The following is a 26199-nucleotide window of genomic DNA, read 5'->3' on the forward strand; positions in this document are numbered from 1 at the left end:
GGCGGCGAGTTCCGGCCGGAAACGACCCTTTCACGAACCACTCCAACGTCCTGCCGGTGGTCACTGGCGACGGCACCGACGGACGGCGCGTCCCAGAGGTTTAGTATCAGTGTCAACTACTCCCACGCATGGCTGGGCTCGTCAAGACCATCTACGCGGCCGCCGCCATCACCGTCGCGGTCCTCGGACTCCTGTTCGTGATGTTCGTGGTGGGTGACCGGGACCGCGGGCTGCTCGTCGAGGGTGCCATCGCCATCATCCTGTTGATCGGCCTCGGTGCAACCCTCCTCGTATAGCGACTCGCCCGTGCGGACTCCGGAGTGGGGTCGGGTCAGTGGATCATATCGAGCAGAAAGATCGAGAGGAAGCCGAGAAAGAACAGCGTCGTCGACACCGGCGTCTCGGGAACCTTCTGGGCCTTCACGAGCAGTTCCTCGGTGACGAGATACAGCAGTGCCGCGGAGCCAAAGGCGAGGATGATCGCGATAGGCGCCCCGGTAACCCCATCGAGTGCGAGGACGCCGAGGGTCACGCCCGTCGTCAGCAACAGTCCGAACGCCGCCGGAACCGCGAGTTTCCGGAGGGTCGTGACACCGGACGGCAGGGCAACGACGCCGGCGACACCCAGAAAGAGCACTTCGATGGCCAGCGCCACGGCGATGAGGACGCCGGTTGCGGCCTCCGTGAGGAACGTCACCCCGATGAGAACGCCGTCGATGAGCATGTCGATGCCGACGGTGATGAGCAAGCCCGCAGCGCCCGCGAAGCTCCCGCCGATGTTCCGCTTCTCGATGAGTTTGCTCAGTCGGTGGATGCCGAGCATCGTCGCGACGCCGATTGCGAACCCGACGACGACCACGAGTGGTGCCCGGTCGTGCACGTCCGGCAGGAGTTCGGCGGCGACGGCGGCGATGACGACCCCAGCCGCGAAATGTTGCACGTTGCTCTCCATCTGTGCCCCGGGGGGTCGGTAGATAGCGATCACCCCGCCAAGCAGCGCGGCCACGACGGCCAACATCGTGTACGACAACGCCTGCACGAGCGTTCCAGCCATTCGGAGATTGCTCGTGGTCGGACCCTGATTAATCCGGGTGATTCGATCAAATGTTCGTCGCCGGGAGTCGAGCACGTTCTCGTCCGTCCGCCGCCACCACGACCGCTCGACCCCGGCGCTCAGTCTTGCAGGTCGGCGGCCGCCAGCGCCTCGTTCAGATCGTCGCGGACGCGTTCGCCAGTCTCGCGGTCCATCGCCGTCGTGACGATCCGATTCTCCTGTACGCTCGACCCGTCGCGCAGGAGGAGGCGCACGTTGCCGTTGCCGTCCGCCCGCGTCACCTTCGCCCGCAGGCCGGACTGCGAGCCCTTCCCCCCGGCGTCGATGGGGCCGGGAACGATCTTCTTCACGTGCGGGTGTTCGGCCACCGTCGAGATGGCCTTTCGTCCCCTTCGCCCGCCGATCAGCGTCGTGTGTCGGCCACCGAGTTTCTCCTTCGGCGCCGTCTCCACGACTTCGAGCGCCCGATCACCGCGGCGATCCAGTACCGCCGCCACCGGATCGTCGTCCGCGACGCGGTAGAACTCGTAGTGGGTCTCCGCCCGCACCGCGCGGATGATCTCCCGATCCCCCGCTGCGAACACCGTCTCCGGTCGCTTGCGTCGGATCTCGTCCGCGATCAACCCGGCGAAGTTGCGCCGCTCGATCACCCGCGCCTCCCCCTCCTCCTCGGGTCGCGTGGTGATCGTCGTCTCCCCCAGAACGTCCTCCTCGTCGAGCATCGTCAGTCGAGCGCGATCCACGTCGATATCGAGGACGACGGCGTCGCAGTTGGCGGTGTGACAGACCAGACAGTAATCTCCCGGTCGGTCGAGCGGGGACCCGCACCGCCTACACTCCATACAGTCGTGCCAGACGGTCACGCCGGATAACGCTGGCCATCGCCATCGCTATCGGCACAAAACACATTGTGGCGTGAACACATATCTCGCACATGGTTTCCCGCCCTTCCCTCCCCCGTACCCTCGTGGCCGTCCTCCTCGTCGGGTCGCTCCTCGCCGTCGCCCTCGCGGTCCCCGCGACGGCTAGCCCCCGCCCCATCGCCGTCTGCTCGCCCTGCGACCGCGGCTTCACCTCAGCGGCCCACGGCCACGGTATGGACGTTCGGATCGAACACAGCACCGCCACGATGAACGTCCACCGGAACGGCTCCGCGACGTGGACGGTCGAGAATCAGCTGAACGACTCCGCGGCCGAGGCGTTCGCCGCGAACGCCTCACTCCGACAGTCCGTCGCCGAAGAGGCCATCTGGGTCCACGACGCCCGTCTCCTCTCGACGAGCGTCGACGGCGACACGGTTCAACTGCGCTACCGGACGCCGAACGTCGCCGGGGACGCAGTCGGTGGCGTCCTGCGAGTCGATTACTTCCGCGACGACCCCGGCGTGATGGTCTACACCGACCTCGGCGCGGACCGCCTGACGGTCGTCGCGCCCGATGGGATGGTCGCCGGCCACGCACTCCCCGGCGCCGACGTGTCCGAGAACGGCCGCGAGATGACGGTCACGTCCTTCGAGCACGGCGGCGACGGCCCGTTCGTGACGTTCGTCCCCGAGGACGACCCGCTCGCTCCGCTGTGGAGCCCCGCCGCCGTCGCGCTCCCCCTGCTCCCCGTCGTCGGGCGTAACCTCCTCTTGCTCGTCGCGATTCCGACGCTCGTCTTCGCCGGCGGGCTTCGCGCCGTCGCGTGGGCCGTCTCGGCCGTCGGTCTCGACCCCGCGGACGCCCATCCCGACCGCCGCGCCCTCGGCGTCGTCGCTCTCGGCGTCCTCGCGCTCGTTCACCCGCTCGCGCCCGGCCTGTTCGCCCTCGGCGGGATCGAACCGCCGCTTCTCGCCGGGGCGGTCGGCGTCATCGTCCTCGGCGGTACGCTCGCCGTCCCCGCCGTGCGCGACCACCTCTCGCTCACCCGTCTCGCCGGCCTCGTCGGCCTCGCTTTCGCCGTCACCGTCGCCGTCGGCTTCGTCCTCCGGGCGGCCTCGGGGGTCCACGTCGGCGACCACGTCGTCCGGCGGATGCTCCTCACGCTCCCCGTCTACACCGTCACGCTCGTCGGTTACGCGGCCGTTCACGGACGGCTCCGACACGCGCTCGCAACCGCCGCCGGAGCGTTCGCTCTCGTCCTCGTCACCACCTTCCCCATCCTCTCGCAGGGCGGGACGCTCTACTTCCTCGGCGTCGTCGTCGCGGTCATCGGCGCCGTCGGAGGCGTCGTCGTTGGAATCCCGCTCTTTCTCCTCGGCCACGGGTTGCCTGACCCGGCCGGCGGCAACCGACGGGGCGACACCGGCACCACGGCCGGTGGTGGCGCACCCACCGACCCAGACTAAAGATCCCGCGGGTCGACCTTCAGATACTCGCGGAGGACTGCGGTGGCGTAGGACCCCCGCGGAAGCGAGAACGAGAGGGTGAGTGGGTTGCGGTCGACGTCGAGGTCCGTCCCGACGAGAATCGCTCGGCGCGTCCCCGTCGACTCGAAGTTGCCGGGGAGGTCGAAGTCGGCGGGGGCGAGGTTCAGGTCGTCGAGTACGTCGCGCTCGATGTCGCCGGGTTCGCCGTCGCCCAACTCCGTCTCGGTCCCCACCAGCGGCGCGGTGACGAACGCCCGGCCGCGCTCGCAGTGGCGGGTCACCACGTCCACCCGATCCGCGCTCACGCGCTGGAGGCGGTCGGTGTCGGGCAGGGGGAACCCCTCGGGTGCGTCGGCGTCGGCGAACGCCACCACGTCGCCGGCGACCGGACGGTCGAAGGGCAGGCCGCGGCGCAGGCGCTCCGAGAGCATCCGGTTGAACGCGTAGGACTGCGCCGCGTTGACGAACAGGCGCTGGAGGTTCCACGGCACGGTTTCGAGGGCGGCCCGGAAGTCGGCCGGCTCCTCGCCGCCGTTCTCCACCAGCGCGTGGAGCATCGACCGCTCGTAGCCGAGGTGGCCGGGCATCGCATCGAGGGCAGTCTGCCAGTCCGGGTCGGCGCTCGCCGCCACGTCGTCCACCGTCGCTCGCGCCTGCTGGGTCCGCTCCGGCTCCGATTCGGCGGGGTTGCCGGCGTAGGTCAGCACCGCCTCGCGCCACTCCTCGCGGACGACGTGGAGGCCCACCTCGTGCGTGACGGGCCGGCGACTGCCGAAGCGCTGGTGGCCGAAGACGTTGGGGACGGCCACGTGGCCGCCCCCGAAGTCGGTCAGGGTGTCGGTGATGGCGTCCACCGCGTCGGGGCGCTCGGGATCGCTGATTCGAATCTCGAAGGCGTTGCCGGCGAGGTCACCGAACTCCAGATTCCGCCCGACGCGACCCAGCGGCTCGATGTCAGCACCCGAGAGGTCGGGGAGGTCGTCGGGGTCCACCTCCCGAATCGAGAATAGCTGTGTCGTGACCGCGCGTTTGTCCTTGGTGCCGGCCCACGACACGCGTTCCCGGCTGATCCCGAGGGCGTCCGACAGCGCGCCGGCGAAGTCGTTGGTGTCCCAGTCGGTGAGGGTAGCACGGACGAGCAGGTGGGGGTACGCGCCGGGATCGGCGTCGAGCGGTTCCGGCTCCACGGCCTCGATTTCCCGCACCCGGAAGTCGGCGGGGGCGGCGCGGAGGCGCCCGCCGACGCCGGGGGCGTCGCTCACGTAGTAGTCGATGCCGACCTGCCGTTCCAGTGGGTGTGCCTCGCGCATTCGGGTTGGTGCGGCGTTCGCGACGCCGGCGGGTGAGGATGTCGATTCTGGTCAGCCGACGACGCCGGCCACCTCGGCCAGCAACAGGAGGCCGACGGCGATGCCGACGACGCCCGCCGCTCCGCGGAGATACCGCCGTGCGCCGGTGTCGAGGGTGCGCTCCCACAGCGCCGACGCGGCCGCCATCGTCGACACCGACGCGACGGCGAAGGCGCCGAGAAAGGAGGCGCCGGTCGGCAGGTCCGGCGCCGCGGCGACGAGGGCGACGACGAGGGCGCCGCTCCCCGCGACGCCGTGGAGGGCGCCGACGAGGAGGGAGTCGCCGTGCAGGTGGGCGTGGCCGCCGCCGAGCGACACGCGGCCGATTCGGAGGTGGGTGTGGAACGGGTTCGTGCCGTGGCCGTGTTCGCGACGGCCGACGGCGACGGCGAGCATCCGTGCGCCGAGGTAGACGAGGACGAGGCCGACGACACCCTCGACCAGCGCGGTGACGGACGGCGGGAGGCGAACGCCGAGCGCGAGGAAGCCGAGACCGAGCGCGGCGATAGGGAGCGAGTGGCCAACGCCCCACGACGCGCCGACGAGACCGGGTCGGGACGCGTCGTCAGTAACGAGCGTCGCCACCGCCGCGAGGTGGTCGGTTTCGAGCGCGTGGCGGGCGCCGAGGGCACCGCCCGCGACGGCCGCAGCGACGAGTGACATAGTCGCCGGTCGTCGACGCCGCACTTAGGGATTGTCGTCCCCGTTCAGTACAGCGAGAGGTCGCCAGTCACGCGGTCGACTTCCTCGTCTTCGCCGGGACCGACGGCCAGCGCCGTCACCGTCCCCGGCTCCAACTGCGTGTGGCCGGCGTCGCGGATGATGGCGTTCGGGAGCCCCGCACGCTCGGCGGCGTCGGCCAGTTCGAACAGTTCGGACTCGCCGCTCGCCTTCAGGACGACTTTCTTCTGTCCCTCGCCTTTCCACGCTCGGCGGGTACGCTCGTCGGCGTCCTCGTACGCCGAGAGGGAGGCGTGGGCGACCTGTGCGGCGAGTTTCCCCCGCCCCATGCCGAGGTCGGTCCGCGCGACGATGGCCTGTTTCATACCGCATCGCTAACGCGGGCGGGTAAAAGCGTCGTCGATCAGTACGCGTCGGCGTCGACGAGTCGCTGGGCGATGCGCTGGGCGCCGACGGCCGCCGAGATGGACGGTTCCTCGGGTGCCACCGCCTCCACCTCGCGCTGGAGTTCCTCGCTCAGGCGCTCCTCGAACTCCTCGACGATGCCCGGGATGCAGGCCATCCCTCCCGTGAGGACGATGGGGCGGTCGAGCGCTAGCTGGTAGACCTTGATGTAGTCGTTGGCGAGTTCGGGCAGGAAGGCGTTGGCGATCTCCTCGACCGCGTCGTCGACGTACTCGTCGACGGCGTCCATAACGCTGCGCTCGATGGTGAACTCGTGGGAGCCGCCGCCGGGCTGCTGGATCACGTCCGTGAACGGCTCGAAGTCGACGAAGTCGGCGTGTGCCTCCTTGTACTCCCGGGCGGTCGTGTTGTCGATGTTCACCCGGCCCTGCGTCTCCTCCTCGACGTAGTTGGCGATCATGCGGTCCACCTCGTTGCCGGTGACGGCGCCGGTGGTGAAGGGAACGAGCTGTTCGCCGCGGCGGTAGGCGGAGGCTTCGAGGTTCGTCGATCCCAGATTCACCGTGACGAAGATGTCGTCGACGGCCTCCAGATCGTCGCCGGTCGCGGGCACCGCACCACACAGCGACTCCGGATAGCTCCGGATCAGCGTCTCGCCGATGCTACTCCCCTCGATGACCGACTCGAGGTTCGCCAGCCCTCGCTCGTTGTCGATGGTCGGGATGGCGTAGACGACGGCGCTGTCCTCGGGCACGTCGTTCGCGTCGATCACTTCCTCGAAGAACGTCTCGGTCAGCTCCGCCCGCGACTCGTCTTCCGGCAGTCCCGACCGGAGCGTGTACTGCACCCGGTCGGGGTACTCCGTCGCTGCCTCCTCGCCGTAGAGAACCTTCTCCTCGCCCGTGATCACGTCCTCGTAGGTGGCGAGGCAGGTCAGCGTCTTGACCGTCCGGAGGCCGTCGCCCTCGGGAATGGCGATGACCGTCCGCGTACTCCCGAGTTTGACGCCGATGGGTGTCGGATCACCACCACCTCCCGTACTGGACGATTCTTCCGGTTCCGCGTCCGCTTCCGTCTCTTCCTCCTCGATCTCCTCGGCTTCGCTCATACGGCCGCGGCTACACGGGGGGATGGTAAATAATCACGCCCGTGATTCTCAGCCTTGCGAAAGAGAGGCTAGCCGCGCGATGTAGTGGAGGCTCACCCGGTGATCGTCGGGATCGAGGTCGTTCCCTGCGTTGGCTCGCGGGTCGTCGATTCCCGACAGATACCGTTCGAGCGCCTCGGCGGCGTCGGCGCCGAGCCAGCCCACTCGCTCGTAAAATTCCAGTGCGTCGGCCACCGACTCGCGGCCCGCCTGCAGGAAGAGGAACTCCAGCCACTCGAAGATCAGCGCCTCGGCCACTAGCGACGCCGGGAGCGCGGACAGGTACGGCCTCGCCAGATCCTCGGCGCCCCGATCGAGCGCCGCGAGGTCGCGAGCGATCGACGTTTCGAACGCGACGGCGGCGGCCGGGCGGCCCGTCTCGGCCGTCCCGGTCTCGGCGTCGGCCACCTTCTCGTCCGCGTCCCACTCCCCCGGCCACTCGTCGCGCCCACCCAGCGACGGCTTGCCGACGCTGGCGGCCCGGAGTTCGTCGAGGTCGTAGTTTCGCGGGTCGATGGCCATTCGAACGCCGAGGGCTACGGTCTCTGTCGGATTAAAATTTCCCGTCGAATCGGCGCGTACACCCACGCAACGCTTATACTGTCGTCTCCGCGGCAGACGCCAGTCGGACGCGTACGGCCGTCCCGGCGTGCGGGTTCGTCCGCCGATCCGTCTCAGGCGTCGATCCCGGCCACCCGATTGACGACGAGCGAGGTAGCGAGGACGGCGAGCAGCGTCCCGACGAGGCCGTAGGCGGCGAGCCAGCCCACCTGTCCGGCGAGCGTCCCCGTCACGCCGCTGCCGAGCGAACTGACGAGCAACACCACCGTCCGCACGAGGCCGAACCCGGTCCCCCGCTCGTCGGCCGCGAGGTAGTCCATGAAGCGGGAGTTGAGGACGCCCGGCCACGAGAGACCGAGGCCGACGAGCCCCGTCCCCGCGATGACCGCGGCGAGGCCGCCGCCGCCGAACAGGAACAGGACGTACCCGACGACACCGGAGACGAACGAGGCGCCGAGGGTGCGGTCCCGACCGACTCGATCCGACACCCACCCCAGCGACGGCGCCGCGACGAGCGTGATGGCGAACACCACACCGAAGATCAGGCTCGCCCGCCCGGTGTCGAGACCGACGTACTCGACGAGGAAGGTGGGGAAGAAGGAGGCGAAGGACTGCCACGTGAAAAAGGAGATCATGGCGAGCAGGGTGGTGAAGGCGATACCGGGGCGGACGAGGAGGGCGAACAGTTCGTGGGGGTCGACGCCCCAGCCCGCCTCTTCGTTCGTCGGCGGCGTCTCGGGGACCCGCCACGCGAACAGGACGAGCGCGATGGGGGCGACGACGGCGGGGACGAGCAGACCCGCCCGCCAGCCGAAGCGGGTGGCGACGGCGGCGCTGGCGACGGGCGCGACCAGCCCCGCGCCCGACGCGCCGATTTCGTGGATGCCGAGCGCTCGCCCCGTGTTCTCGAACTGGTCGGCGAGAAAGGAGGTGCCGGCGGTGAAGTAGAGGCCGGCGCTCGAACCGAGAGTGACGGCGGCGACGGCGAAGACGAGGATGTTGGGTGAACTCGACAGCAGGAGGCTCGTGACGGTGATGCCGGTCATCGCGAGCAGGATGACGCGCCGCTGGCCGATCCGGTCGGCGATGACGCCACCGGGAAACTGGAAGAGGGCGTAGGCGGCCCACATCCCCGAGAGCGCGAGGCCGACCGTCCCGGTCGAGACGCCGAAGGTGTCGATGATGTCGGGAACGAGCGGACTCGGCACCAGTCGGGCGACCATCGTCACGAAGAAGGCGCCGGTCGTTACGCCGAGCAGGTCCCAGCCGCCACGTCGCTCCATCGGTGGCCCGTCCGTGCCCAGGCGCTTCGTTCTTGCGTTTGCGGTTTTCGTCGCCCCTGCTGGCGCAGGGGGTTTTTATTTTCTCGGCGGCACGAGTAGAGGTATGGACCCTGCGGACGTGGAGTACGAGCCGGTAAGCGTGAAGGCCGTCCTCGCGGAGATGAAGGATACGGCCGAACTCCTCATCGACCTCTCGTACTCGGCGGTGCTCCACGGGAGCGACGAGGTGGCGGCGGAGGTGCTCGAACTCGAAGAGCGGATGGACGTGTTGCAGATGCAGGCGCGGATGAGTCTCCTGATGGCGGCCCGGAGTCCCGAAGATGCGGAGGCGCTGGCTCCCGTCCTCGGCGTCGTCGGCGCCGCCGAGAAGATCAGCGACGCCGCGGGCGACATCGCCAAGGTCGTACTGGAGGATATCGGCGTCCCCGAGGCGATGCGGGCGGCGATTCCCGAGGCGGTCGAGACGGTCGTCCGCGCGCAGGTCGTCGTCGGGTCGGACTACGCTGGCGAGACGCTCGGCGACCTCAACCTCGAAACCGAGACCGGGGTCCGCGTCATCGCCATCCGCCGGGCGGGCGAGTGGGTCGTCAACCCCGACCGCAATACGACGCTCGAAGCCGACGACGTGGTCCTCCTCCGGGGGACCGAGACGGCGCTGTCGACGGTGTACGAGACGGCCACCGGCGACACCTACGACCCGCCGGAACCCGTCGACTCCTCCATCGACGACCTGGATCGTGCCGTCGACTCCATCGTCTTGATGAAGAACATGAGCGAACTCGCAGTGGATCTGGCCTACGGCTCCGTCCTCTTCGACAGCGAGGGCGTGGCCGAGGAGGTGGTCGAACTCGAAGCCGAGGTGGACGCCCTGAAATCCCGGTTCGAGGCGTGGGTGTTGCGGGCCGCCGCGCGGGTCGACGACCCCATCTCGCTCCGGGGGCTGGTCCACCTGGCGAGCGCGACGGAGGTGATCAGCGACGCGGCCTTGGAGATCAGCGAGGGCGTCCTCCGCGGGCTTGACACCCACCCCGTCGTCGCCGCCGCCGTCGAGGAGTCGGACGAGGTGATCGTCCGCGTCACCGTCACCGCCGACAGTCGCCTCGCGGACGCCTCGCTGGGCGATCTGAAGGTCAAGACCGAAACGGGGATGCGCGTCATCGCGGTGCGCCGCGGCGATGGCGACTGGGTCATCTCGCCCGGCCCCGAGACGACCGTCCACGGCGACGACGTGCTCATCGCGAAGGGGACGCGCGCAGGGGCGAGTCGGCTCACCGAACTCGCGGGTGGCGAAGCGGGCGATTCATAGCTCCCGGGTGAGCCGATACGCTGTCGCCGCCGTCAACAGCGTCGTCACGAGGAGCGCCGTCGCCGACGCGAGGACGAATCCGAGGACGAGAAACCAGCCTTCGGGGCCGACGATCGGATACCGCTGGGTTCCGCCCACCGGCCCGATCAGTTCGAACACGCGCACGAGGTAGACGAGGACGGCGAGGGCGACGCCGGCGACGACGCCGATGGTCGCGTTGCGCCGCACCTGCAGGGCCTCGACGAGGCCGGCCGACGGCGGGCGTGCGGGGGTCTCGTCGCTCACGGGCCACGGTTCGGCGCCCACGATCAAAGCCTCGTCGTTCGCGGATCACCCGCACGCGGCGGTGTCGCCGGCGATGATCGAATCGCTCAAAGGGGATGAGTCCGTGGGTCGAACAATGACTTCGGTGGGAAGCGCGGACGCGTCACCCGGGACGGTCGACACCGGCCGACTCGAGGTGGGCGAGACCCGCGACGGCAGTACGTTCGGACTCCCCGTCGCCGTCGTCGAGGGCGCCCGAGACGGCAAGACGCTCTACATTCAGGCAGCCAGCGACGGCGACGAACTCAACGGCGTCGGCGTGGTTCAGCGCGTCGTCCCGCAACTCGACCCGGAGGAACTCGCGGGGACGGTGATCGTCGTCGGTATCGTCAACTACCACGCGTTCCAGGTGGCCGAACACCGCAATCCCATCGACGACACGAAGATGAACCGGACCTACCCCGGTGACGAGAACGGCACGTCGAGCGAGCGCATCGCCGCCGCTACCTACGACGTGGCCCGCGGCGCCGACCTCATTCTCGACCTCCATCAGGGTTCGACCAGCCGGATGATCGACGAGGTGCGGGTCCGGTGTGGCCGCCGCCATCGCCTCCATTCGCAGTGTCTCGACCTCGCGAAGACGTTCGGCTGTGGCTACATCCTCGACCAGAAGGGACCGGACGGCCAACTCGCTCGCGTCGCCCCCTCGGACGGCATCCCCGCGGTCGACCCCGAACTCGGCGGCGCCGTCGGCTGGGACGAGTCGAGCATCGCCAAAGGTGTCGAGGGCGTGTTCAACGTCCTCCGCGGCTACGACTTCCTCGCCGGCGATCCGGGGATCGAAGCGCAGACGCGCGCGAAGGCGTTCGATCAGTACGGCTCGCCGGTCGGTGGCCTCGTCCGGTTCGAACACGACCTCGGCGACCGCGTCGTCGCCGACGAAACGCTGTTCGAGGTGACCGACCCCTTCGGCAGCCTGAAAGCCCGCATCACCGCCGACAACGACGGCATCTTCTGGCGGAGTCGCCGCCTCCCGCAGGTCGCCACCGGCGAGTACGTCTGTTCGGTGGGGAAGAACGTCGACTCCTACTAGCCGTGTCCCCCGGTCTCGTCTGCCCCGCCTGCGACCGAACCTACGCCGACCGCTGGCGCTGTACCTGCGGCGAACCCCTCGACTTCCAGTCGACGCCCCGTCCCGACGGCCCGGCCCCCTCCTTCTCCGCGTTCGACTCGCGGCGCGGTCTGTGGGCGTTCGACGACTTCCTGCCCGTCACGGACCGAGTCACGCTGGGCGAGGGGTTCACCCCACTCGTCGACGCTCCCGACCGGAACGCGTCGTTCAAACTGGAGTACGTCTCCCCGACGGGGAGTTTCAAGGACCGCGGCGCGGCGACCGTGATTTCGCGGGCGGTCGACCTCGGCGTCGACCGGGTGATCGAGGATTCGTCGGGTAACGCGGGTGCGGCCATCGCCGCCTACGCCGCCCGCGCGGGACTCGACGCCGACATCTACGTCCCGGCGTCGGTTGCGGACGCGAAACGCCGGGCTATCGAGGCGGTCGGGGCGCGGGTGGTCGACATCGAGGGTGATCGGGAGGCAGTCGCCGCGGCGTGTTGGGAGGCCGTCGAGGACGGGGGCTGGTACGCCAGCCACGCCTGGAACCCCGCCTTCTTCGCCGGGACCGCCACGTTCGGCCTCGAACTCGCCGCGCAGCGCGACTGGTCGGTCCCCGACGCGGTGGTCGTCCCCCTCGGCCACGGGACGATGCTCCTCGGCGCCTACCGGGGGTTCCGGGCGCTCGTCGAGGCGGGGTGGACCGACACGATGCCGCGTCTCCTCGCGGTGCAGGCGGCCGGCTACGCCCCAATCGCGGGCGACACGGGACCGGCGACGAACGACCTCGCGGACGGGATTCAGGTGCGGGAGCCGGTGCGTCGGGGGTCGATCGTCGACGCCATCGAGACGACCGACGGCGACGCCATCGCGGTGTCGGCAGACGCCGTTCGACGGGCACACGCGGCGCTCCGAGCGGGCGGCTTCGACGTGGAACCAACCGCCGCGGCGGCGGTCGCAGGGCTCCGACAGTACCGCGAGCGAGGCGTCCTCGACGCGGACGCCGATGTCGTCGTGCCGCTCACCGGGCGGGGCAAGTGAGAATTACTGGATCTCGTCGATAGCGACGAAGGAGTCGTCCTTGGCCGTGATCCACGCCGTGAGTTCGCTCTCCTCGTCGACGTTCGACGGGTATATCGTACACTGCTCCCCGTCGCTGCCGACGGCCTCGATGGTGTGGTCGAGCGGGTACGTCGGCCAGCGGTCGAGCGCGGGGCTGTCGAGCGCCGCCGGCGGCTCGCCTTCATCGGCCGAACTCATCGCGTCCCCCTCCTGGGCCGTGCGGGTCGATCACACATCACGTTCGACGTGAGAACCCCTTCCGGCTTGGCTATTCACCGATTATGGTGGCTTAACGACCCATTGAACGGCGGAAATACCGGAATACCGGCGGTCTCGGTTCACCGTTCGGGATGAATCGGTGCGTCGAATCCGCCCCGCACCAGCGGTTTGGCGATATGCCGACGGGCACGGGGCGGCACCTCGTACCACCCCGGGTCGAGCGTCCGGTCGAGCGGTCGCTCGACGCGCCCGGGGGCGGTCGTCCCGCAGTCCCGACACCGGTAGCCCTGATTCCGGCCGGCACTCTCCATCGACCGCTCGCACTCGGGACAGGTGGGGACGACCCGTTCCGTCGTCACCCGCTCCCTGAGCGCGAACTTCTCCAGTTTGAGCGTCCCCTCGCTCACTTCGCCACAGACCGTCACGCGGTCGCCGGGCCGGAGGTGTCGCACCCGGTCACGGAACCGTTTCGTCGGCTCGAACGCCACGCAGGCCAGGGTCGCGTCGCCGTCGCGGAGCGTCAGGTGGACGTGCCCGCCCGCCCGCGTCTCGGGCGCATCGTCGACGACGCCGTCGACCCGGTAGGCTCGGTCCTCCCGGACCGTCCCGACCGTTCCGTCCCGCAGGTGGGCGTCCGTCCCCTGGTTGGTGCGGTAGGTGACCGCGCGGGCGACGGGTTCGCTCTCGATGTCTGCCGCCACCTCGCGGACCGTCTCGGGGTCGTCCCCCCGGATGCCGTAGAGAATCGGCCCCGGTGCGGCGGGGACGCAGACGAGTTCGCCCGCTTCGCGGTCCACGGTATCCCACACGTCGGGATACCCCGCGTCGGCCGCCGCGAAGACGCTCGCGCGGTCCACCTCGCGGGGCGTCCCACAGCGCGCCAGTTCCCGATACGCGATGTGTTCGTAGGTCCAGTCGTCGACGGCGCGGCCCGCGCCGACGGCCGCGAGGGCGCCGATCCGTCCCCGACCGCCGCCGTGGCGATAGCTTAGGCGATCCAGCAGGGCGACGGTTTCGTCTTCCGCGAGTCGTTCGCGGAGGGCGCGACGGGAGAAGTCGGCGACGGCGTCGGGCACCGTCTCGGCCGTCGCGTCGGCGACGACGACGCCCGGGTCCGTCCGCGGATCGGCCACTTCGGCCAGGTCGTCGATAGCATCGACGGCGAGGTCGAACGCCCGCGCCGGATCGAGGTCGGTTTCGAGACAGAGCGCGGCGTTCCCGCGGGTCTTGAACTCGATCGCGGGGTTGAGTCGGATCAGCAGGCGGCGGTCAACCGATCCGCCGGCGGCCTCGATCGCCTCGGCTACGCGGGCCGCCACGTACGTCGTACACATCCCGCGCTCGCGGGAGTCGGTGTCGTCGAGGCCGACGAGCGTCACGGGCCGGGGTAGGCGGGCCGGCGGTGATAAGGATAGCTGTAACTGTTTCCCGGCGGGTCGTCGCGACCGTCCGGTGACGACTTACAGCTATCCTTACGAACGCGGTTTCGCGTCGACGTGGCCCAATCGCCGGACGTGGGCCGGATGCCCGACACAACTTATATATGTCGCGGAGCGCTTACCTCCCGCTATGTCACGGTCAGCACTGGTCGGAAACATCACTGCGATGCTGCAGGACGCGGGATTCGTGGTGAGCGACCGGTGTTCGATCCGCCCGAAGAGCTTCGACCTGGCGGCGCGGCGCGGTGAGGACCTGTTGCTGGTGAAGATTCTCGCCAACGTGGACAGCCTCGACGCCGAGACGGGCGTCGAGATGCGTCGGCTCGGCTCCTACCTGTCCGCGACGCCGCTGGTCATCGGGCTACGGACCCGCGACGAGGACCTGAAACCCGAGGTGGTGTACTTCCGCCACGGCATCCCGGTCATCAACCCCGACACCGCGTTCGACCTGTTCGTCGAGAGCGTCCCGCCGCTCATCTACGCGGCGCCCGGCGGCCTCTACGTCAACATCGACGGCGACCTGCTCGAGGACGAACGCGAGGAGCGCGGCTGGAGCCTCGGCCGGCTGGCGACCGAACTCGGCGTCTCCCGGCGCACCGTCTCGAAGTACGAGGACGGCATGAACGCCAGCATCGACGTGGCGATCAAACTGGAGGAACTGTTCGACCAGCCGTTCAGCGACCCCGTGAACGTCCTCGGCGGCGCCGAGGAGGTGCGGGACGCCGACCCGACCCCGCAGGACCCCGCCGTCGACCCCGACGCGGATCACGTCCTCGCCGTCCTCGCCCGCGTCGGCTTCACCGTCCACCCGACGAACCGCGCACCCTTCACCGCCGTCAGCGAGGACGGGGAGCACGAGATCGAGAACCTGCTCACCGGTCACTCGGCGTTCACCCGGAGCGCGGAGAAACGCGCCCGGATCATGTCCTCGCTCGGCGAGGTGACCCGGACCCGGTCGGTGTACGTCACCGAGGAACGCGAGAAGCGCGACTCCATCGAGGGAACCGCGCTGGTGAGTCAGGAGGAACTCGCAGCGCTTCGGGACGCCGACGACCTGCGCGACCTCATCCTCGAACGGGCGCGGTCGCCGGCCGAGAGCTAAGATGGACGCGGAACCGCTGTCACGTCTCACCCCGGAGCGACCGCTCGTCCGCGGTCTCACCGCCCTCGCGCTCTTCGCGACCGGCGTGGTAGCGACGCTTCTCGTCCTCCGGCGCGGGACGACGAGCGTGCTCGCGCCGGTTCTCGGGGCCGCCGTCGGCACGCCGGTCACACCACTGCTCCTCCTCGTCTCGCAACTGACCGCGGCGCTCGTCGTCGGGGGCGTGCTCGCCGTGGCGACCGTCCGGGTGCTCTGACTGCCTCTCTCCTTCCTGCCGGTCGACTGAACTATCCTCCCTCATCACGTGCTGTCGACCATGACCAACGGGTTCAGCATCGTCGCCCCCGACGACGTGCCGACCGAACAGTTCCAGACGTGTGAGACGGCCGTCCGGAAACTGACGGAGCCGCTCGGCTGTACCGAACTACGACTGAATCAGGTGCTCGTCGAGCCCGGCGAGGTGACGACACCCCACACTCACGAGGGACAGGAGGAGGTGTTCGTCTCGATGACTGGGGGACAAATTTCGCTCGCGGGCGAGGTGCACGACGTGTCCGCCGGGGGAATCGTCCGCGTCGCCCCCGAGATGGTCCGGAACCTGTGTAACCACACCGACGAGACACACGTTTGGCTCGCGTTCGGGGCGCCGCCGGTCGGCACCGTCGACGACTTCGGATCGTACGTCGTCGAAGAGGATTAGTTCTCGGCGCGCGCGCCGTAGGTCCGCTCCAGATACGCGACGATATCGTCGCTCTCGGGCATCCCCTCGATATCGTGGTCGGGGTCGACCAGAACCGGCACGCCAGTCTGCCCGCTCACTTCCTCGACTTCGGTCCGCTCGGAGTGGGAGCGGGGCACCTCGTGGGAGACGTAGTCGAGGCCGAGTTCGTCCAGCTTGTTCTTCACCTTCGCGCAGTAGGGACAGCCGGGGAGTTCGTAGAGTTCCAGCGATGGCATCGGCAGCAATTGTGGCTCGGGTAACTTGAGCCCCGCGGGTGTGTGCGCCCCGGGCGCGACACTGCGGCGCCTACGCCGCCAGCGTGTTCGTCCGCACCACGTAGTAGACGACGAACGCGCCCGCGAGCACCCAGTGGCCGGGGCGGATGTCGCTCCACTCGCCGCGCGCGGCCTTCACGATGGGGTAGGTGACGATGCCGGCCGCGATACCCGTCGCGATGGAGTAGGTGAGGGGCATGACGAGAATGGTCATGCCCGCGGGAATGGCGTAGGAGAGGTCGTCCCACGCGATGTCGACGACGTTGCCGAGCATGACGACCCCGATGACGACGAGGGCGATGTGGGAGGCGTAAAGCGGGATGGCGGCTGCGAGGGGGACGACAGCAAGCGACGCGAGAAAGAGGAGGGCGACGACGAGTGCGGTCATCCCCGTCCGGCCGCCCTCCTCGACGCCCGACGCCGACTCGATGTAGGTGGTGACCGTCGAGGTGCCGAGCATCCCGCCGACGGTGGTGCCCACCGCGTCCGCCATCAGCGGCTTGTCGATGTCGGGCAGGTTGCCGTCCTCGTCGAGAAAGCCCGCAATCTGTGCGACGCCGGTGAGCGTGCCCGCCGTGTCGAAGAAGTCGACGAAGAAGAAGGTGAAGACCACGAGGGCGAAGGTGAACGCCTCGATATCCGCGAGGCCGGTGGTGAAGGCGCCCGCGAGAGGCGTGATGTCGTAGGTGGCGCCGGGGGCGCCGGCGACGAGACTGTCCGCCGCCTCGCCACCGACCAGTCCCGCGTTGGCGACGATCCAGCCGAGCGCCGCCGTCGCCAGGATGCCGATGATGATCGACCCACGAATCCCGCGGGCGTAGAGTGCGAAGGTGAGAAAGAGGCCGACGACGGAGACGATGGCGACCGGATCGGTGGCGACGGGACCGAGCGTGACCAGCGTGTTGGCGTTCACCACGATGTTCATCGCCTGTAAGCCGATGAAGGCGAGGAACAGCCCGATACCCGTACCGACGGCGAACTTGACTGGCTCCGGAAACGCCCGGATGACGTACTCGCGCGCGCCGATGGCGGTGAGCGCGATGAAGATGATGCCCTCGACGACGACGGCAGCGAGCGCCGTCTGCCAAGAGATGCCGAGCGCACCGACGACGGTGAACGCGAAGAAGGCGTTCAGGCCGAGTCCCGGCGCCTGTCCGAACGGGCGGTTCGCGTACAGCGCCATGATCAGCGTCGCCACCGCCGCCGCGATGATGGTGACGACGGCGAGCATCGACTGCACCTCACCGACGCTGTATCCCTGTACGACGATGCCGGGTTTCTCGCCCGGAATTCCGGCGAGAATGCTCGGATTCACCACGACGATGTAGGACATCGTGAGGAAGGTGGTGAGCCCCGCGAGCACTTCCGTCCGGAGGGTCGTTCCGTGTTCTTCGAAGCCGAAGTAATTCGCCAGCGAGTCACTCAACGCCATATACGGTGCGTATCCGGGATGCAGAACTTAACGGTTGGCATGCTGGCCGGCGCTCGCGTGTCGATCCGTCAGAAAATCCGTTCGTGCCGACACGTGCGGGACAACTTCTTTCGTCTCGCCGCGCGTGGGCCGTCCATGGACGAATTCGAGGGCTACCGCCGGCCGGACGGTACGGTCGGCGTCAGAAATCACGTCGCCGTCATCCCCGTCTCGGTGACGGCGAGCAGCCTCGCAGAGCGTATCGCCGCCGACGCGGGCGACGGCGTCGTGGCGACGCCACACAGCATGGGGGCGAACCAACCGACGCCGGCCCGCGAGCAGACCCGTCGCGTCCTCCGCGGCGTCGGCCGCAACCCGAACGTCGGCGCGGCGCTGGTCGTCGCGCTGGGGACGGAGGCCATCGACGCCGACGACGTGGCTGACGCCGTCGCCGACGCGGGGCGGCCGGTCGAGACGCTTCGCATCCGCGAGGTCGGCGGCACGGCCGCCGCCATCGAACGCGGGGCCGATCTGGCCGACTCGCTTCGCGCCGACGCCGACGACGTGCGCCGCGAATCCGCCGACGCCGCCGAACTGATCTTCGGCGTCGAGTGCGGCGGGAGCGACGCCACCAGCGGCATCGCGGCCAACCCCGCCGTCGGCGCCGCCTGCGACCGCCTCGTCGAGGCGGGCGGCACCGTCTCGTTCAGCGAGACGCCGGAGTTCATCGGCGCCGAACACATCCTCGCGGAGCGCTGTGTCGACGAGGAGACCCGCGAACGCCTCCTCGACCGGGTGGACGCGCGGGAAGATATGGCGCGACAGATGGGCGTCGACCTCCGCGGTGCCCAGCCGACGCCCGGCAATCAGGAGGGTGGCCTGACCACCATCGAGGAGAAGAGCCTCGGCGCCATCGCCAAGGGCGGCACGACGCCGGTCGAGGGGATGGTCGACTACGCCGAACCCCTTCCCCGGGGCGGCGGCCTCGTTCTCATGGACACCCCCGGCTACGACGTGGAGAGCGTCGTCGGCAAAGTGGCCGGCGGCGCACAGATCGTCGCCTTCACGACCGGTCGCGGGAGCACGACCGGTAACCCCGTCGCGCCCGTCATCAAGGTCACCGGCAACCCGAAGACGTGGGATCGGATGGCGAACAACATCGACGTGAACGCGAGCACGGTCATGGAGGGCGAGTCGCTGTCGGCCATCGGCGAGCGCATCTACGGGACGCTTCTCGCCGTAGCTGACGGGCAGCGGACCGAGGCCGAACGCCGCGGGCTGACGGAGTTCGCGATCAACGAGATTCAGCCCCGGACGGGAGGTGAGCGGGCATGAAAGGAACCGTCGTCGGTGACGTGGCGCTGGTGATGGACGCCGACGATGCGGTGGCGACGGCGCTCGACGATCTGGCGGCCGGGACGACGTTGCCCCCGACGGAGAGGACACCGGTCGAGTCCCCCATCGAATGCCGTGAGGACGTTCCGTTCGGCCACAAGATCGCCCTCCGTCGGCTCGACGCCGGCGACGAGATTCGGAAGTACGGCGAGGTGATCGGGCGGGCGACCGTCGCCATCGAGCCCGGGGAGTGGGTACACACGCACAACTGCGAGAGTACGCGCGGCCGCGGTGATCTGGCGGCCGCGGGAGGTGAGCACGCGTGACGCCGCCGACCACGGCGGAGACCGACGCGGATGCGGACGCGGACCCGGTCGACGCGGCCGACGCGTGGCCCGCCGCGGCCTACGCGCGCGCCGACGGCGTCGGTGCCCGGAATCGGTTGCTGGTGCTTCCCTCCGTCATCTGCTCGCGGCTGGTGGCCGACCGCATCGCGGACGCGGTGCCGGGTGCGGTGAGCGCCGGTCACGACCACGGCTGCGCCCAACTCGGTGCCGACGAGGAACAGACCGAGCGCACGCTACAGAGCGTCGCGGCGAACCCCAACGTCGCCGGCGCCGTCGTCGTCGGCCTCGGCTGTGAAGGCGTCCAGAGCGACCGCCTCGCGGAGACGCTCGCGGACCGCGGCGTGCCCGTCCGTGAACTCTCGATTCAGGGCGTCGGTGGCTCCGACGAGGCCGTCGAGGGCGGCATCGAGGCCGCCACCGAACTGGCCGCGAACGCGTCCCGGACGACGACGGCCGACCTCGGTGACCTGACCATCGGCGTCGTGAGCAGCGACCTGCAGGAGAGCACTGTCGACCGCGCCGACCCACTGATCGGCGGGTTCGTCGACCGCGTCGTCGACGCCGGCGGCCGCGTCGTCGTCGCCGGAACGGAGCGCCTGCACCCCCACGGCGACGCCGCACGCGAGACGATGGCCGACGAGGTTGCCGCCCGCTACGCCGAGGTGGTCGAGTCGTCGCCGCCGCGGACGGCCGGCCTCACCCGCCGGGCGGCCGACCGTTCGTTCGACGACCTCGCCCGCCTCTGGGGTGGCCGGCCCATCCGCGACGTGCTCCCCTACGGCGCCCCCGCGACCCACGACTCGGGCGTCGCACTCGTGAGCGCCCCGACGGACTTCGCGGAGGCGTCGACCGCTCTCGCCGCCGCCGGTGCCCACGTTATCATCCACGCCACCGCCGACGGCATCCCGACCGGCCACCCGATCGTCCCCGTCTGCAAGGTGACGGGGGACGCCGAGACGTACGCGGCGCTGGCGGGGGATATGGACGTGGACGCCCGGACCGCCGACGTGGACGACCTCTCGGCGCTGGTCGGGCGCGTCGTCGGTGGCGAGCGCACCCGTGCCGAGGCCCACGGTCTCACCGCCTTTGCCATCTCGCGTGCCGGGCCGTCGATGTGAGCAGGGGCTGTCGAGACGCCCCGACGACGGCGGGGTTTCGGTTTCGGTGAACGCGGAGGCGGGCGTTAGAGATCGTATAATAAAGTGACGGCGACGCCACGTCGCTCTATGAGCGCGGAGACGAATCACACGAGACGGAACGCGCTTCGGACCCTCGGGAGTGCCGTGGCCGCCGGTCTGGCTGGCTGTAGTTCGTCCCAGGAACAGACGACTGCCGGACCACCCGAATCCGCCGACTTCGTCCAGAACCCGGCGGAAATCCATCCGACGCTGGTCGAGGAAACGTCGGTCGCGTCGGACGAGATTCTGATCGGATTGCGCCTCGAAGACTCGTCGCTCCCGTTTACGACCGAGGTGTATCACGCGCCGCCGGACGCCTCCGTTCACGCCACGCGGACCTACGACACACAGGATCTCTCCCAGGTGGAACTGGTACCCGAGTCGAAACGGACCCTCGACACCGTCGACACCGACCGCGAAGATATCCACTACGGGACGACGATGGTCGGTGAACCGCTGACGGTGACGCTCGTCGCGCGCCACGACGGCGAGGCCTTCGACTGGAGCTCTTGGGACCGCACCGGGTATCCCTACGACGGTCACGACGAGGAGAATCCCGCGCTGAAAGTCGCGTGTTACTGCGGCGGGATGATCTACACGGCCCCGAGCGGTGGCACCTGGGCACGGGTCATTCAGGTGACGCCCACCGAGCGCGTCGATCCCGGCACGAACATCCTGCTCAACTGGACTTCGAGCCGACTCCGAAAATAGCCGACTCCCTACTCGTCCGCCAGCAGGTCGCTCGCGGTCAGGAGGGATTCGAGTTCGATGTCGTGGTCGGCCAGCAACTCGCTCGCACCCTCCTCGCGGTCGACGACGACGATGACGCGGTCGACGACGGCGCCCGCCTCGCGCAGGGCTTCGACGGCGTCGAGCGCGCTCTTGCCCGTCGTGGCGATGTCCTCCAACACGACCACGTGCTCGCCCTCCGACAGTCGCCCTTCGATCCGGTTGCCCGTGCCGTACTCCTTGGCCTGCTTGCGCGCGATGACGTAGGGACGGCCGGTCTCGGCGCTCGTCACGGCGACGAGCGGAACGGCACCGAGCGCGACGCCCGCGAGTGTCTCGTCGTCGCCGAGGCGTTCCGCGAAGGCCGTAGCGATCAGCGAGAGACACTCCGGATCGGTCTCGAAGAGGTACTTGTCCACGTAGTAGTCGCTCGTGCCGCCGTGAGAGAGTTCGAACTCGCCGAACTTCACCGCGTCCGCGGCGCGGAGCGCGTCGATGAGGTCCTGGTTCGTCATTGGCGTGTTCGGGGCCGCGAACCGACATAAACGGGGCGGTTCGGGGCCGCCTCCCCCGCTACGCTACCACGGCTCCGCCTTCAACCCCAGCAGGTATGCGCCCGCATTCGTCGTCACGTGCAACAGGGGCGTCGCGATCAGGACGACGGCCAGCCGCGGGAGCGAGAACGTCGCCACGGTCCAGGCGGGCGCGAGGAGAACCGCGAGGCCGAGGGCGCCGACGACGAAATCGAGCTGATCGAGGCCGGGGACGGCCGCGCCGCGCTGGCGGCCGAGGCGGCGTTTCACCAGCGAGGCCCCGATGTCTCCGAGCATCGCGCCGAACGCGAGGGCGAACGCCGCGTGCAGGGGGAAGGTCGGCAGGTCGCTCCCCAGTGTGGCGGCGACGGCCGGATGGACGGCGTTGAGTCCGAGCGCCAGCGCGACGCCTGCGACCGTTCCCGCGGCCGTGCCCCGCCACGTCTTGCCGTCACCGAGCAGTCGGCGGCCGCCGAGGGTTCGCCCGCCGTCGATGGGGCGACCACCGCCTGCCAGGACGGCTACGTTGTTCGGAACGTACGCCGGCAACATCGCCCAGAGCGCACCCGCGACGAGCGAGACGATCATGCGCCGAGTAGTTCCCGCCCCGTGTTAATAGGGGTGTTTGTCTTCCGGGCTGCCCGTTGGAACACGCTGAAGGCCCCCGGCATCTACCATCCGGTAATGTCCTCGTGGAGACGCGACGTGGCCAGTGGTCTCGTGGTCCTCGTGCCGATTCTGGTCATCCTGTTCGTCCTCAACTGGCTGTACTCGCAGGTGGCGGACCTCCCCATCGTCGACACGCTCCCGCCGTACTACGGCGTCCCCGTGGCGCTCGTGGTCTTCGCCATGCTGGTGCTGTCGGTCGGCTACCTGATGCGGACGACGGTCGGCCGACTGTTCGAAACCGGCCTCGACAGCGCGATGAATCGTGTGCCCCTCATCCGCATCCTCTACAACGCCTCGAAACTCGCCGTCGAGACGGCGCTGACGGGAACGGAGGACCTCCAGAAACCCGTCCGTCTGGAGACGTGGCCGGGCATCCGCATGACGGCGTTCAAGACGGGGCAGACCACGGCCGACGGACAGGAAGTGCTGTTCATGCCCACCGCGCCGAACATCACGACCGGGTTCGTCATCGAGGTCGACCCCGACCGGATCGAGGAGACCGGCGAGAGCGTCGAGGAGGCGCTGACGCGCATCCTCAGCGCCGGGTTCGCGGAGGACGAGCGCGGCATCGAAATCGCCGTCGAGGAGATGGGCGACGGCGGGAGCGACGGAAACGAATCGGGGTCGGACTGACTCGCCCTACACCTCGACGTACTCGAACCACTCCTCGTGGTCGTCGGTCCGACGTTCCACCAGATCGAAGAAGGCCTGCTGAACGTCGGTCGTCACCGGGCCGCGCGTCCCTTCACCGACGACGACGTTGTCGACCTTGCGGATCGGCGTCACCTCGGCCGCGGTGCCGGAGAAGAACAGTTCGTCCGAGGTGTTGAGTTCGCCGCGGCTGATCGTCGCGTCGTCGTGGACGGTGTAGCCCAGTTCGCGTGCGAGCGTGATCACGGTGTTGCGGGTGATGCCGTCGAGGATGCCCTCCGCGAGGCCGGGCGTGTAGATTTCGCCGTCGCGGACGAGAAACAGGTTCTCGCCCGGGCCTTCCGCGATGTTGCCCTCCTCGTTCAGAAGGAGCGCCTCGGTGTACCCCTCGCGTTTCGCTTCCAGACTCGCGAGCACGCTGTTGACGTACGGTCCCGTCGTCTTGGCGTTGGTCGGAATCTGCGAAGAGGCGTACTTGCGCCACGAGGAGACGGTGACTTCGACGCCCTCCTCCAGCGCTTCCTCACCCAGATAGGCGCCCCACGGCCAGACGGCGATGGCGACCTGCTCCGGACAGCTCTCGGGGTTCAGGCCGAGCATGTCGTAGCCGTAGTAGGCGACGGGGCGGATGTACCCCGACTCCAGCCCCTGCCGGCGGATGAGTTCCTTCGTCGCCTCGGTCAGTTCCTCGCGGTCGAAGGGAATGTCGAGGTTGTACGGCTTTCCGGAGGCGTAGAAGCGGTCGAGGTGCTCCTCCCACCGGAAGATTGCGGGGCCTTCCTCGGTGTCGTAACACCGGACGCCCTCGAAGATGCCCGTGCCGTAGTGGAGGCCGTGGGTGAGGACGTGAATCTGGGCGTCGTCCCAGTCGACGAACTCGCCGTCGAGCCAGATGGTGTCGACATCGCCTGCCTCCCGCATCTCGTCGAAGCCCATCTCACGCACCCTCCGAAGCACGTCGGTCGCTTCTCGTCCGCGTCGCGTCGGTAGAAGTCATCGTATCGAGCGACATGAGTTGCTTCTGTTTTGGCCCAATCCGGTCTTAACAGTTTCCGTGCGGGGCAATGCTCGCGTCCGTGCCGTACCGCCACCCTCGGCAGCCGGTGTCGTTCCGTCGACCCCCCGGGGGTAGACAGGGGATTGCGGGTCCACGGAAAGGGTGAAGTGCGAACGGGTATCTAGTGGGTGTGAGGCCGGTGATTCGGCCATGGTTTCAGATGGACCCTTGTGGGGTTGAAGCGTGCCGTCGATATGGCAACGTACCGCGTGACACCACTAGTTTCAGATGGACCCTTGTGGGGTTGAAGCCTCTGTCGAGTACGTGAACAACCAAGCGATCTCGGGTTTCAGATGGACCCTTGTGGGGTTGAAGCGGCCGCAGGGACATAGCCTCAAACCGATTCAGCGTTGTTTCAGACGGACCCTTGCGGGAGTGAAGTGGCATCGGTAGCGCGACCGAACCAGCGTCGACGAGTTACAGACGCGCTCTCATGAGGATACGCAGTAGCCTAACTTACGCCAGCGCCCGAATCAACGCCGCGCCCTCGACAAAGGGCAGGTCGTGCTGGCGGGCGTACGCCCGCGCGTCGGCCGTCGAGAGCGCGCCGCCGGTGTCGTCGTCGAGCATCTCACATCCCGCGACGGCGGGGCCGACGCCCGCCTCGTGGGCCAGCGCCAATCCGAGTTCGGTGTGGCCGCGTCGGTCAGTAAGCAGACCGGGCGCGGCCCGCAGGAGGTGGACGTGACCGGGCGTCCGGAACTCCTCCGCGAAGGCGTCGACGCCGTACGAGTCGTCCGCGCTCACCTCGCCCAGCCGGCGGATGGTCAGCGCCCGGTCGTCGTCGGTGACGCCGGTGAAACCGTCGCGGTGGTTGACCGTCAGCGAGAACGACGGGTGGGCGTCGTACCCCAGGTCGCTGTGGTCGTTCGCCGGGTGGTCGAGCGTCTCGTGGAGGAAAGGGAGGTCGAACCGGTCGGCGACGGCGTCGGTGAACGCGACGAAGATGAGGCCGCCGCCGTCGTTGCGCATCCGAGCGACGGCGTCGGGCGTCACCGCGCTCGCGGGGTAGAGCAGGTCGGTCTCGCCCTCCCGGTCGTCGGCGTCGTGGACGAGCACCGGGTCGCCGGCGCGGAAGGCCGTGAGCGCCGACTCCAGCGCGCCCGTCGACTCGCCCTGCATCACGCTTCCCCCACGGAGACGGTGAGCCGTTCGCCGTCGTCGAGGCCGAGCGCATCCCGCAGTTTCACGGGCGCGATGAGTTCGAGTTGCGTGGCGTCGTGATGAGTGCGCTCGGGGACGATGATGTGTGCGCCGTCGTAGGTGCCCGCCTCACTCTCGACGCGGGCGGCGTAACACGTCGCCGGGCCGAACGTGCGGTCGCCGTCCTCCCAGCCGTCGATGGGTGTCGACTCCCCCGCCAGCGCCTCCAGTTCGCCCCGCGCCCGCGCGCTCTCGGCCGTGAGTTCGACGTTGAGCGTGCCCGGGAACGGCTCGTAGCCGAGACGGTCGCGGAACTGCTCCATGTAGCCCGACAGGGAAATGTAATGTCGCCCCTCGCCCATGCCGCTGGTCACCGTCCCGTCGAGCGACAGCGTCGCGTCGTCCTCGAACAGCCGCCGGTAGTCGGCGTACTCGCGCCGGAGGAGCGTCACCCCCGAATCGGTGACGGCGACGCGCTGGCCGTCGGCGAACACGTCCCGGTCCACCAGTCCGGCGTCGTCGAGTCGCTGCAGCCGCCGTGACGCCGTCTGCGCCGACGCGTCGAGTTGGTCGGCCAGCCCGGAACACGAGAGCTTCGCCCGGCCGTCGAGGCCGCCGTCCAGCGCGACTCGCTTCAGGGCGGCGAGTTCGTCGGGACCGACCGTCGACGCCGTTGCGGTCTCTGCCATAGCCGGAGTTGCGGCTGGTCGCCCATAAGCATACCGAATACGATACGCATAACGGAATCGTGATAGTGGCCGGAGGTGGTCGGTGCGTGGTGACTCCTAGCGCGCCGAGCGCCCCGTACGCGTCGG

At 69.1% G+C, this 26199-nt stretch carries 31 protein-coding genes; 13 read left to right on the forward strand and 18 right to left on the reverse strand.

Annotated features, from left to right (window positions below):
• The first annotated feature begins 128 nt into the window (after positions 1-128).
• Complete coding sequence (locus tag DU502_RS18055; RefSeq protein ID WP_158601150.1) at positions 129-296, forward strand: hypothetical protein; 168 nt, start codon at positions 129-131, stop codon at positions 294-296.
• 35 nt (positions 297-331) lie between these two features.
• Here DU502_RS18055 and DU502_RS02190 read toward each other — a convergent pair whose 3' ends face one another.
• The gene (locus DU502_RS02190) at positions 332-1054 is read right to left on the reverse strand and encodes a ZIP family metal transporter (protein WP_199722687.1); all 723 of its coding nucleotides are present in this window, start codon (positions 1052-1054) and stop codon (positions 332-334) included.
• A gap of 119 nt (positions 1055-1173) precedes the next feature.
• Complete coding sequence (locus tag DU502_RS02195) at positions 1174-1896, reverse strand: DUF2103 domain-containing protein (RefSeq protein WP_121920000.1); 723 nt, start codon at positions 1894-1896, stop codon at positions 1174-1176.
• A 92-nt stretch (positions 1897-1988) separates the two neighbouring features.
• Here DU502_RS02195 and DU502_RS02200 point away from each other — a divergent pair, with 92 nt between their 5' ends.
• The gene (locus tag DU502_RS02200) at positions 1989-3383 is read left to right on the forward strand and encodes a hypothetical protein (protein WP_124896998.1); all 1395 of its coding nucleotides are present in this window, start codon (positions 1989-1991) and stop codon (positions 3381-3383) included.
• Here DU502_RS02200 and truD read toward each other — a convergent pair.
• From truD to DU502_RS02230, 6 genes are all read right to left on the reverse strand, one after another.
• Entirely contained in the window at positions 3380-4714 is a 1335-nt protein-coding gene (gene truD, locus DU502_RS02205) for a tRNA pseudouridine(13) synthase TruD (RefSeq protein WP_121919998.1), read from the reverse strand. The two genes, DU502_RS02200 and truD, sit on opposite strands and share 4 nt — an antisense overlap.
• A 51-nt stretch (positions 4715-4765) precedes the next feature.
• Complete coding sequence (locus tag DU502_RS02210; protein ID WP_121919997.1) at positions 4766-5416, reverse strand: high-affinity nickel-transporter protein; 651 nt, start codon at positions 5414-5416, stop codon at positions 4766-4768.
• A gap of 44 nt (positions 5417-5460) precedes the next feature.
• Positions 5461-5799, reverse strand: a complete 339-nt coding sequence (pth2, locus tag DU502_RS02215) for a peptidyl-tRNA hydrolase Pth2 (protein ID WP_121919996.1) — start codon at positions 5797-5799, stop codon at positions 5461-5463.
• Between the two features lie 38 nt (positions 5800-5837).
• Complete coding sequence (locus tag DU502_RS02220; RefSeq protein ID WP_121919995.1) at positions 5838-6947, reverse strand: acetate and sugar kinases/Hsc70/actin family protein; 1110 nt, start codon at positions 6945-6947, stop codon at positions 5838-5840.
• Between the two features lie 48 nt (positions 6948-6995).
• Positions 6996-7508 carry a FlaD/FlaE family flagellar protein gene (locus tag DU502_RS02225; RefSeq protein WP_121919994.1) on the reverse strand — a complete coding sequence of 171 codons (513 nt, stop codon included), beginning with the start codon at positions 7506-7508 and terminating at the stop codon, positions 6996-6998.
• 152 nt (positions 7509-7660) lie between these two features.
• Entirely contained in the window at positions 7661-8830 is a 1170-nt protein-coding gene (locus DU502_RS02230) for an MFS transporter (RefSeq protein WP_121919993.1), read from the reverse strand.
• Positions 8831-8933: 103 nt separating this feature from the next.
• On the opposite strand from DU502_RS02230, the gene DU502_RS02235 reads away from it, so the two are divergent.
• On the forward strand, positions 8934-10136 hold the full coding sequence (locus DU502_RS02235; RefSeq protein ID WP_121919992.1) for a potassium channel family protein: 1203 nt from the start codon (positions 8934-8936) through the stop codon (positions 10134-10136).
• On the opposite strand, the gene DU502_RS02240 is transcribed toward DU502_RS02235, so the two are convergent.
• A complete protein-coding gene (locus DU502_RS02240; protein WP_121920133.1) occupies positions 10131-10421 on the reverse strand; it encodes a DUF7536 family protein in 291 nt (96 codons plus the stop codon). The genes DU502_RS02235 and DU502_RS02240 overlap by 6 nt on opposite strands.
• A gap of 115 nt (positions 10422-10536) precedes the next feature.
• Here DU502_RS02240 and DU502_RS02245 point away from each other — a divergent pair, with 115 nt between their 5' ends.
• Positions 10537-11493 carry a succinylglutamate desuccinylase/aspartoacylase family protein gene (locus DU502_RS02245; RefSeq protein WP_121920132.1) on the forward strand — a complete coding sequence of 319 codons (957 nt, stop codon included), beginning with the start codon at positions 10537-10539 and terminating at the stop codon, positions 11491-11493.
• A 2-nt stretch (positions 11494-11495) separates the two neighbouring features.
• A complete protein-coding gene (locus DU502_RS02250) occupies positions 11496-12554 on the forward strand; it encodes a pyridoxal-phosphate dependent enzyme (RefSeq protein WP_121919991.1) in 1059 nt (352 codons plus the stop codon).
• 3 nt (positions 12555-12557) lie between these two features.
• On the opposite strand, the gene DU502_RS02255 is transcribed toward DU502_RS02250, so the two are convergent.
• Both DU502_RS02255 and DU502_RS02260 read right to left on the reverse strand, forming a co-directional pair.
• Positions 12558-12773 (reverse strand): DUF7511 domain-containing protein, encoded by a 216-nt coding sequence (locus DU502_RS02255; RefSeq protein WP_121919990.1) that lies wholly within the window; start codon positions 12771-12773, stop codon positions 12558-12560.
• 140 nt (positions 12774-12913) lie between these two features.
• Entirely contained in the window at positions 12914-14173 is a 1260-nt protein-coding gene (locus DU502_RS02260) for a tRNA(Ile)(2)-agmatinylcytidine synthase (RefSeq protein WP_121919989.1), read from the reverse strand.
• Positions 14174-14363: 190 nt separating this feature from the next.
• Here DU502_RS02260 and DU502_RS02265 point away from each other — a divergent pair, with 190 nt between their 5' ends.
• Genes DU502_RS02265 through DU502_RS02275 form a run of 3 tightly spaced genes read left to right on the forward strand, consistent with a single transcriptional unit; the run spans position 14364 to position 16035 of the window.
• On the forward strand, positions 14364-15335 hold the full coding sequence (locus DU502_RS02265; protein WP_121919988.1) for a transcriptional regulator: 972 nt from the start codon (positions 14364-14366) through the stop codon (positions 15333-15335).
• Position 15336: 1 nt separating this feature from the next.
• Positions 15337-15591 carry a hypothetical protein gene (locus DU502_RS02270; protein WP_121919987.1) on the forward strand — a complete coding sequence of 85 codons (255 nt, stop codon included), beginning with the start codon at positions 15337-15339 and terminating at the stop codon, positions 15589-15591.
• Between the two features lie 60 nt (positions 15592-15651).
• Complete coding sequence (locus DU502_RS02275) at positions 15652-16035, forward strand: cupin domain-containing protein (RefSeq protein WP_121919986.1); 384 nt, start codon at positions 15652-15654, stop codon at positions 16033-16035.
• Here DU502_RS02275 and DU502_RS02280 read toward each other — a convergent pair.
• Positions 16032-16292, reverse strand: a complete 261-nt coding sequence (locus tag DU502_RS02280) for a glutathione S-transferase N-terminal domain-containing protein (protein ID WP_121919985.1) — start codon at positions 16290-16292, stop codon at positions 16032-16034. The genes DU502_RS02275 and DU502_RS02280 overlap by 4 nt on opposite strands.
• Before the next feature lie 70 nt (positions 16293-16362).
• A complete protein-coding gene (locus tag DU502_RS02285) occupies positions 16363-17763 on the reverse strand; it encodes an NCS2 family permease (protein WP_121919984.1) in 1401 nt (466 codons plus the stop codon).
• A 135-nt stretch (positions 17764-17898) separates the two neighbouring features.
• Between DU502_RS02285 and DU502_RS02290 the strand changes: the two genes are divergently transcribed.
• The 4 genes from DU502_RS02290 (at position 17899) to DU502_RS02305 (ending at position 21313) form a co-directional block, all read left to right on the forward strand.
• Positions 17899-19077 (forward strand): UxaA family hydrolase, encoded by a 1179-nt coding sequence (locus DU502_RS02290; RefSeq protein WP_121919983.1) that lies wholly within the window; start codon positions 17899-17901, stop codon positions 19075-19077.
• On the forward strand, positions 19074-19403 hold the full coding sequence (locus DU502_RS02295; protein ID WP_121919982.1) for a UxaA family hydrolase: 330 nt from the start codon (positions 19074-19076) through the stop codon (positions 19401-19403). Before DU502_RS02290 ends, DU502_RS02295 begins: the two co-directional genes overlap by 4 nt.
• Positions 19400-20542, forward strand: coding sequence for a UxaA family hydrolase (locus tag DU502_RS02300; protein WP_121919981.1), 1143 nt, complete (start codon positions 19400-19402; stop codon positions 20540-20542). Before DU502_RS02295 ends, DU502_RS02300 begins: the two co-directional genes overlap by 4 nt.
• 108 nt (positions 20543-20650) lie before the next feature.
• Positions 20651-21313, forward strand: coding sequence for a hypothetical protein (locus DU502_RS02305; protein WP_121919980.1), 663 nt, complete (start codon positions 20651-20653; stop codon positions 21311-21313).
• An 8-nt stretch (positions 21314-21321) separates the two neighbouring features.
• On the opposite strand, the gene pyrE is transcribed toward DU502_RS02305, so the two are convergent.
• Positions 21322-21846, reverse strand: a complete 525-nt coding sequence (pyrE, locus tag DU502_RS02310) for an orotate phosphoribosyltransferase (RefSeq protein ID WP_121919979.1) — start codon at positions 21844-21846, stop codon at positions 21322-21324.
• A gap of 63 nt (positions 21847-21909) precedes the next feature.
• A complete protein-coding gene (locus tag DU502_RS02315) occupies positions 21910-22452 on the reverse strand; it encodes a CDP-2,3-bis-(O-geranylgeranyl)-sn-glycerol synthase (protein WP_121919978.1) in 543 nt (180 codons plus the stop codon).
• Between the two features lie 96 nt (positions 22453-22548).
• Between DU502_RS02315 and DU502_RS02320 the strand changes: the two genes are divergently transcribed.
• A complete protein-coding gene (locus DU502_RS02320) occupies positions 22549-23166 on the forward strand; it encodes a DUF502 domain-containing protein (RefSeq protein ID WP_121919977.1) in 618 nt (205 codons plus the stop codon).
• Between the two features lie 6 nt (positions 23167-23172).
• On the opposite strand, the gene DU502_RS02325 is transcribed toward DU502_RS02320, so the two are convergent.
• The 3 genes from DU502_RS02325 to DU502_RS02335 all read right to left on the reverse strand — a co-directional run bounded on the left by DU502_RS02325 (position 23173) and on the right by DU502_RS02335 (position 26073).
• Positions 23173-24120: a branched-chain amino acid transaminase gene (locus DU502_RS02325; protein ID WP_121919976.1), complete on the reverse strand. Its 948-nt coding sequence runs from the start codon at positions 24118-24120 to the stop codon at positions 23173-23175.
• 577 nt (positions 24121-24697) lie between these two features.
• Positions 24698-25363 (reverse strand): 3,4-dihydroxy-2-butanone-4-phosphate synthase, encoded by a 666-nt coding sequence (gene ribB / locus DU502_RS02330; RefSeq protein ID WP_121919975.1) that lies wholly within the window; start codon positions 25361-25363, stop codon positions 24698-24700.
• Positions 25363-26073 (reverse strand): DUF120 domain-containing protein, encoded by a 711-nt coding sequence (locus tag DU502_RS02335; RefSeq protein ID WP_121919974.1) that lies wholly within the window; start codon positions 26071-26073, stop codon positions 25363-25365. The genes ribB and DU502_RS02335 overlap by 1 nt, the downstream gene beginning before the upstream one ends.
• Positions 26074-26199: the final 126 nt, after the last annotated feature.

This window comes from Haloplanus aerogenes (assembly GCF_003856835.1).
Classification (GTDB): Archaea; Halobacteriota; Halobacteria; order Halobacteriales; family Haloferacaceae; genus Haloplanus; species Haloplanus aerogenes.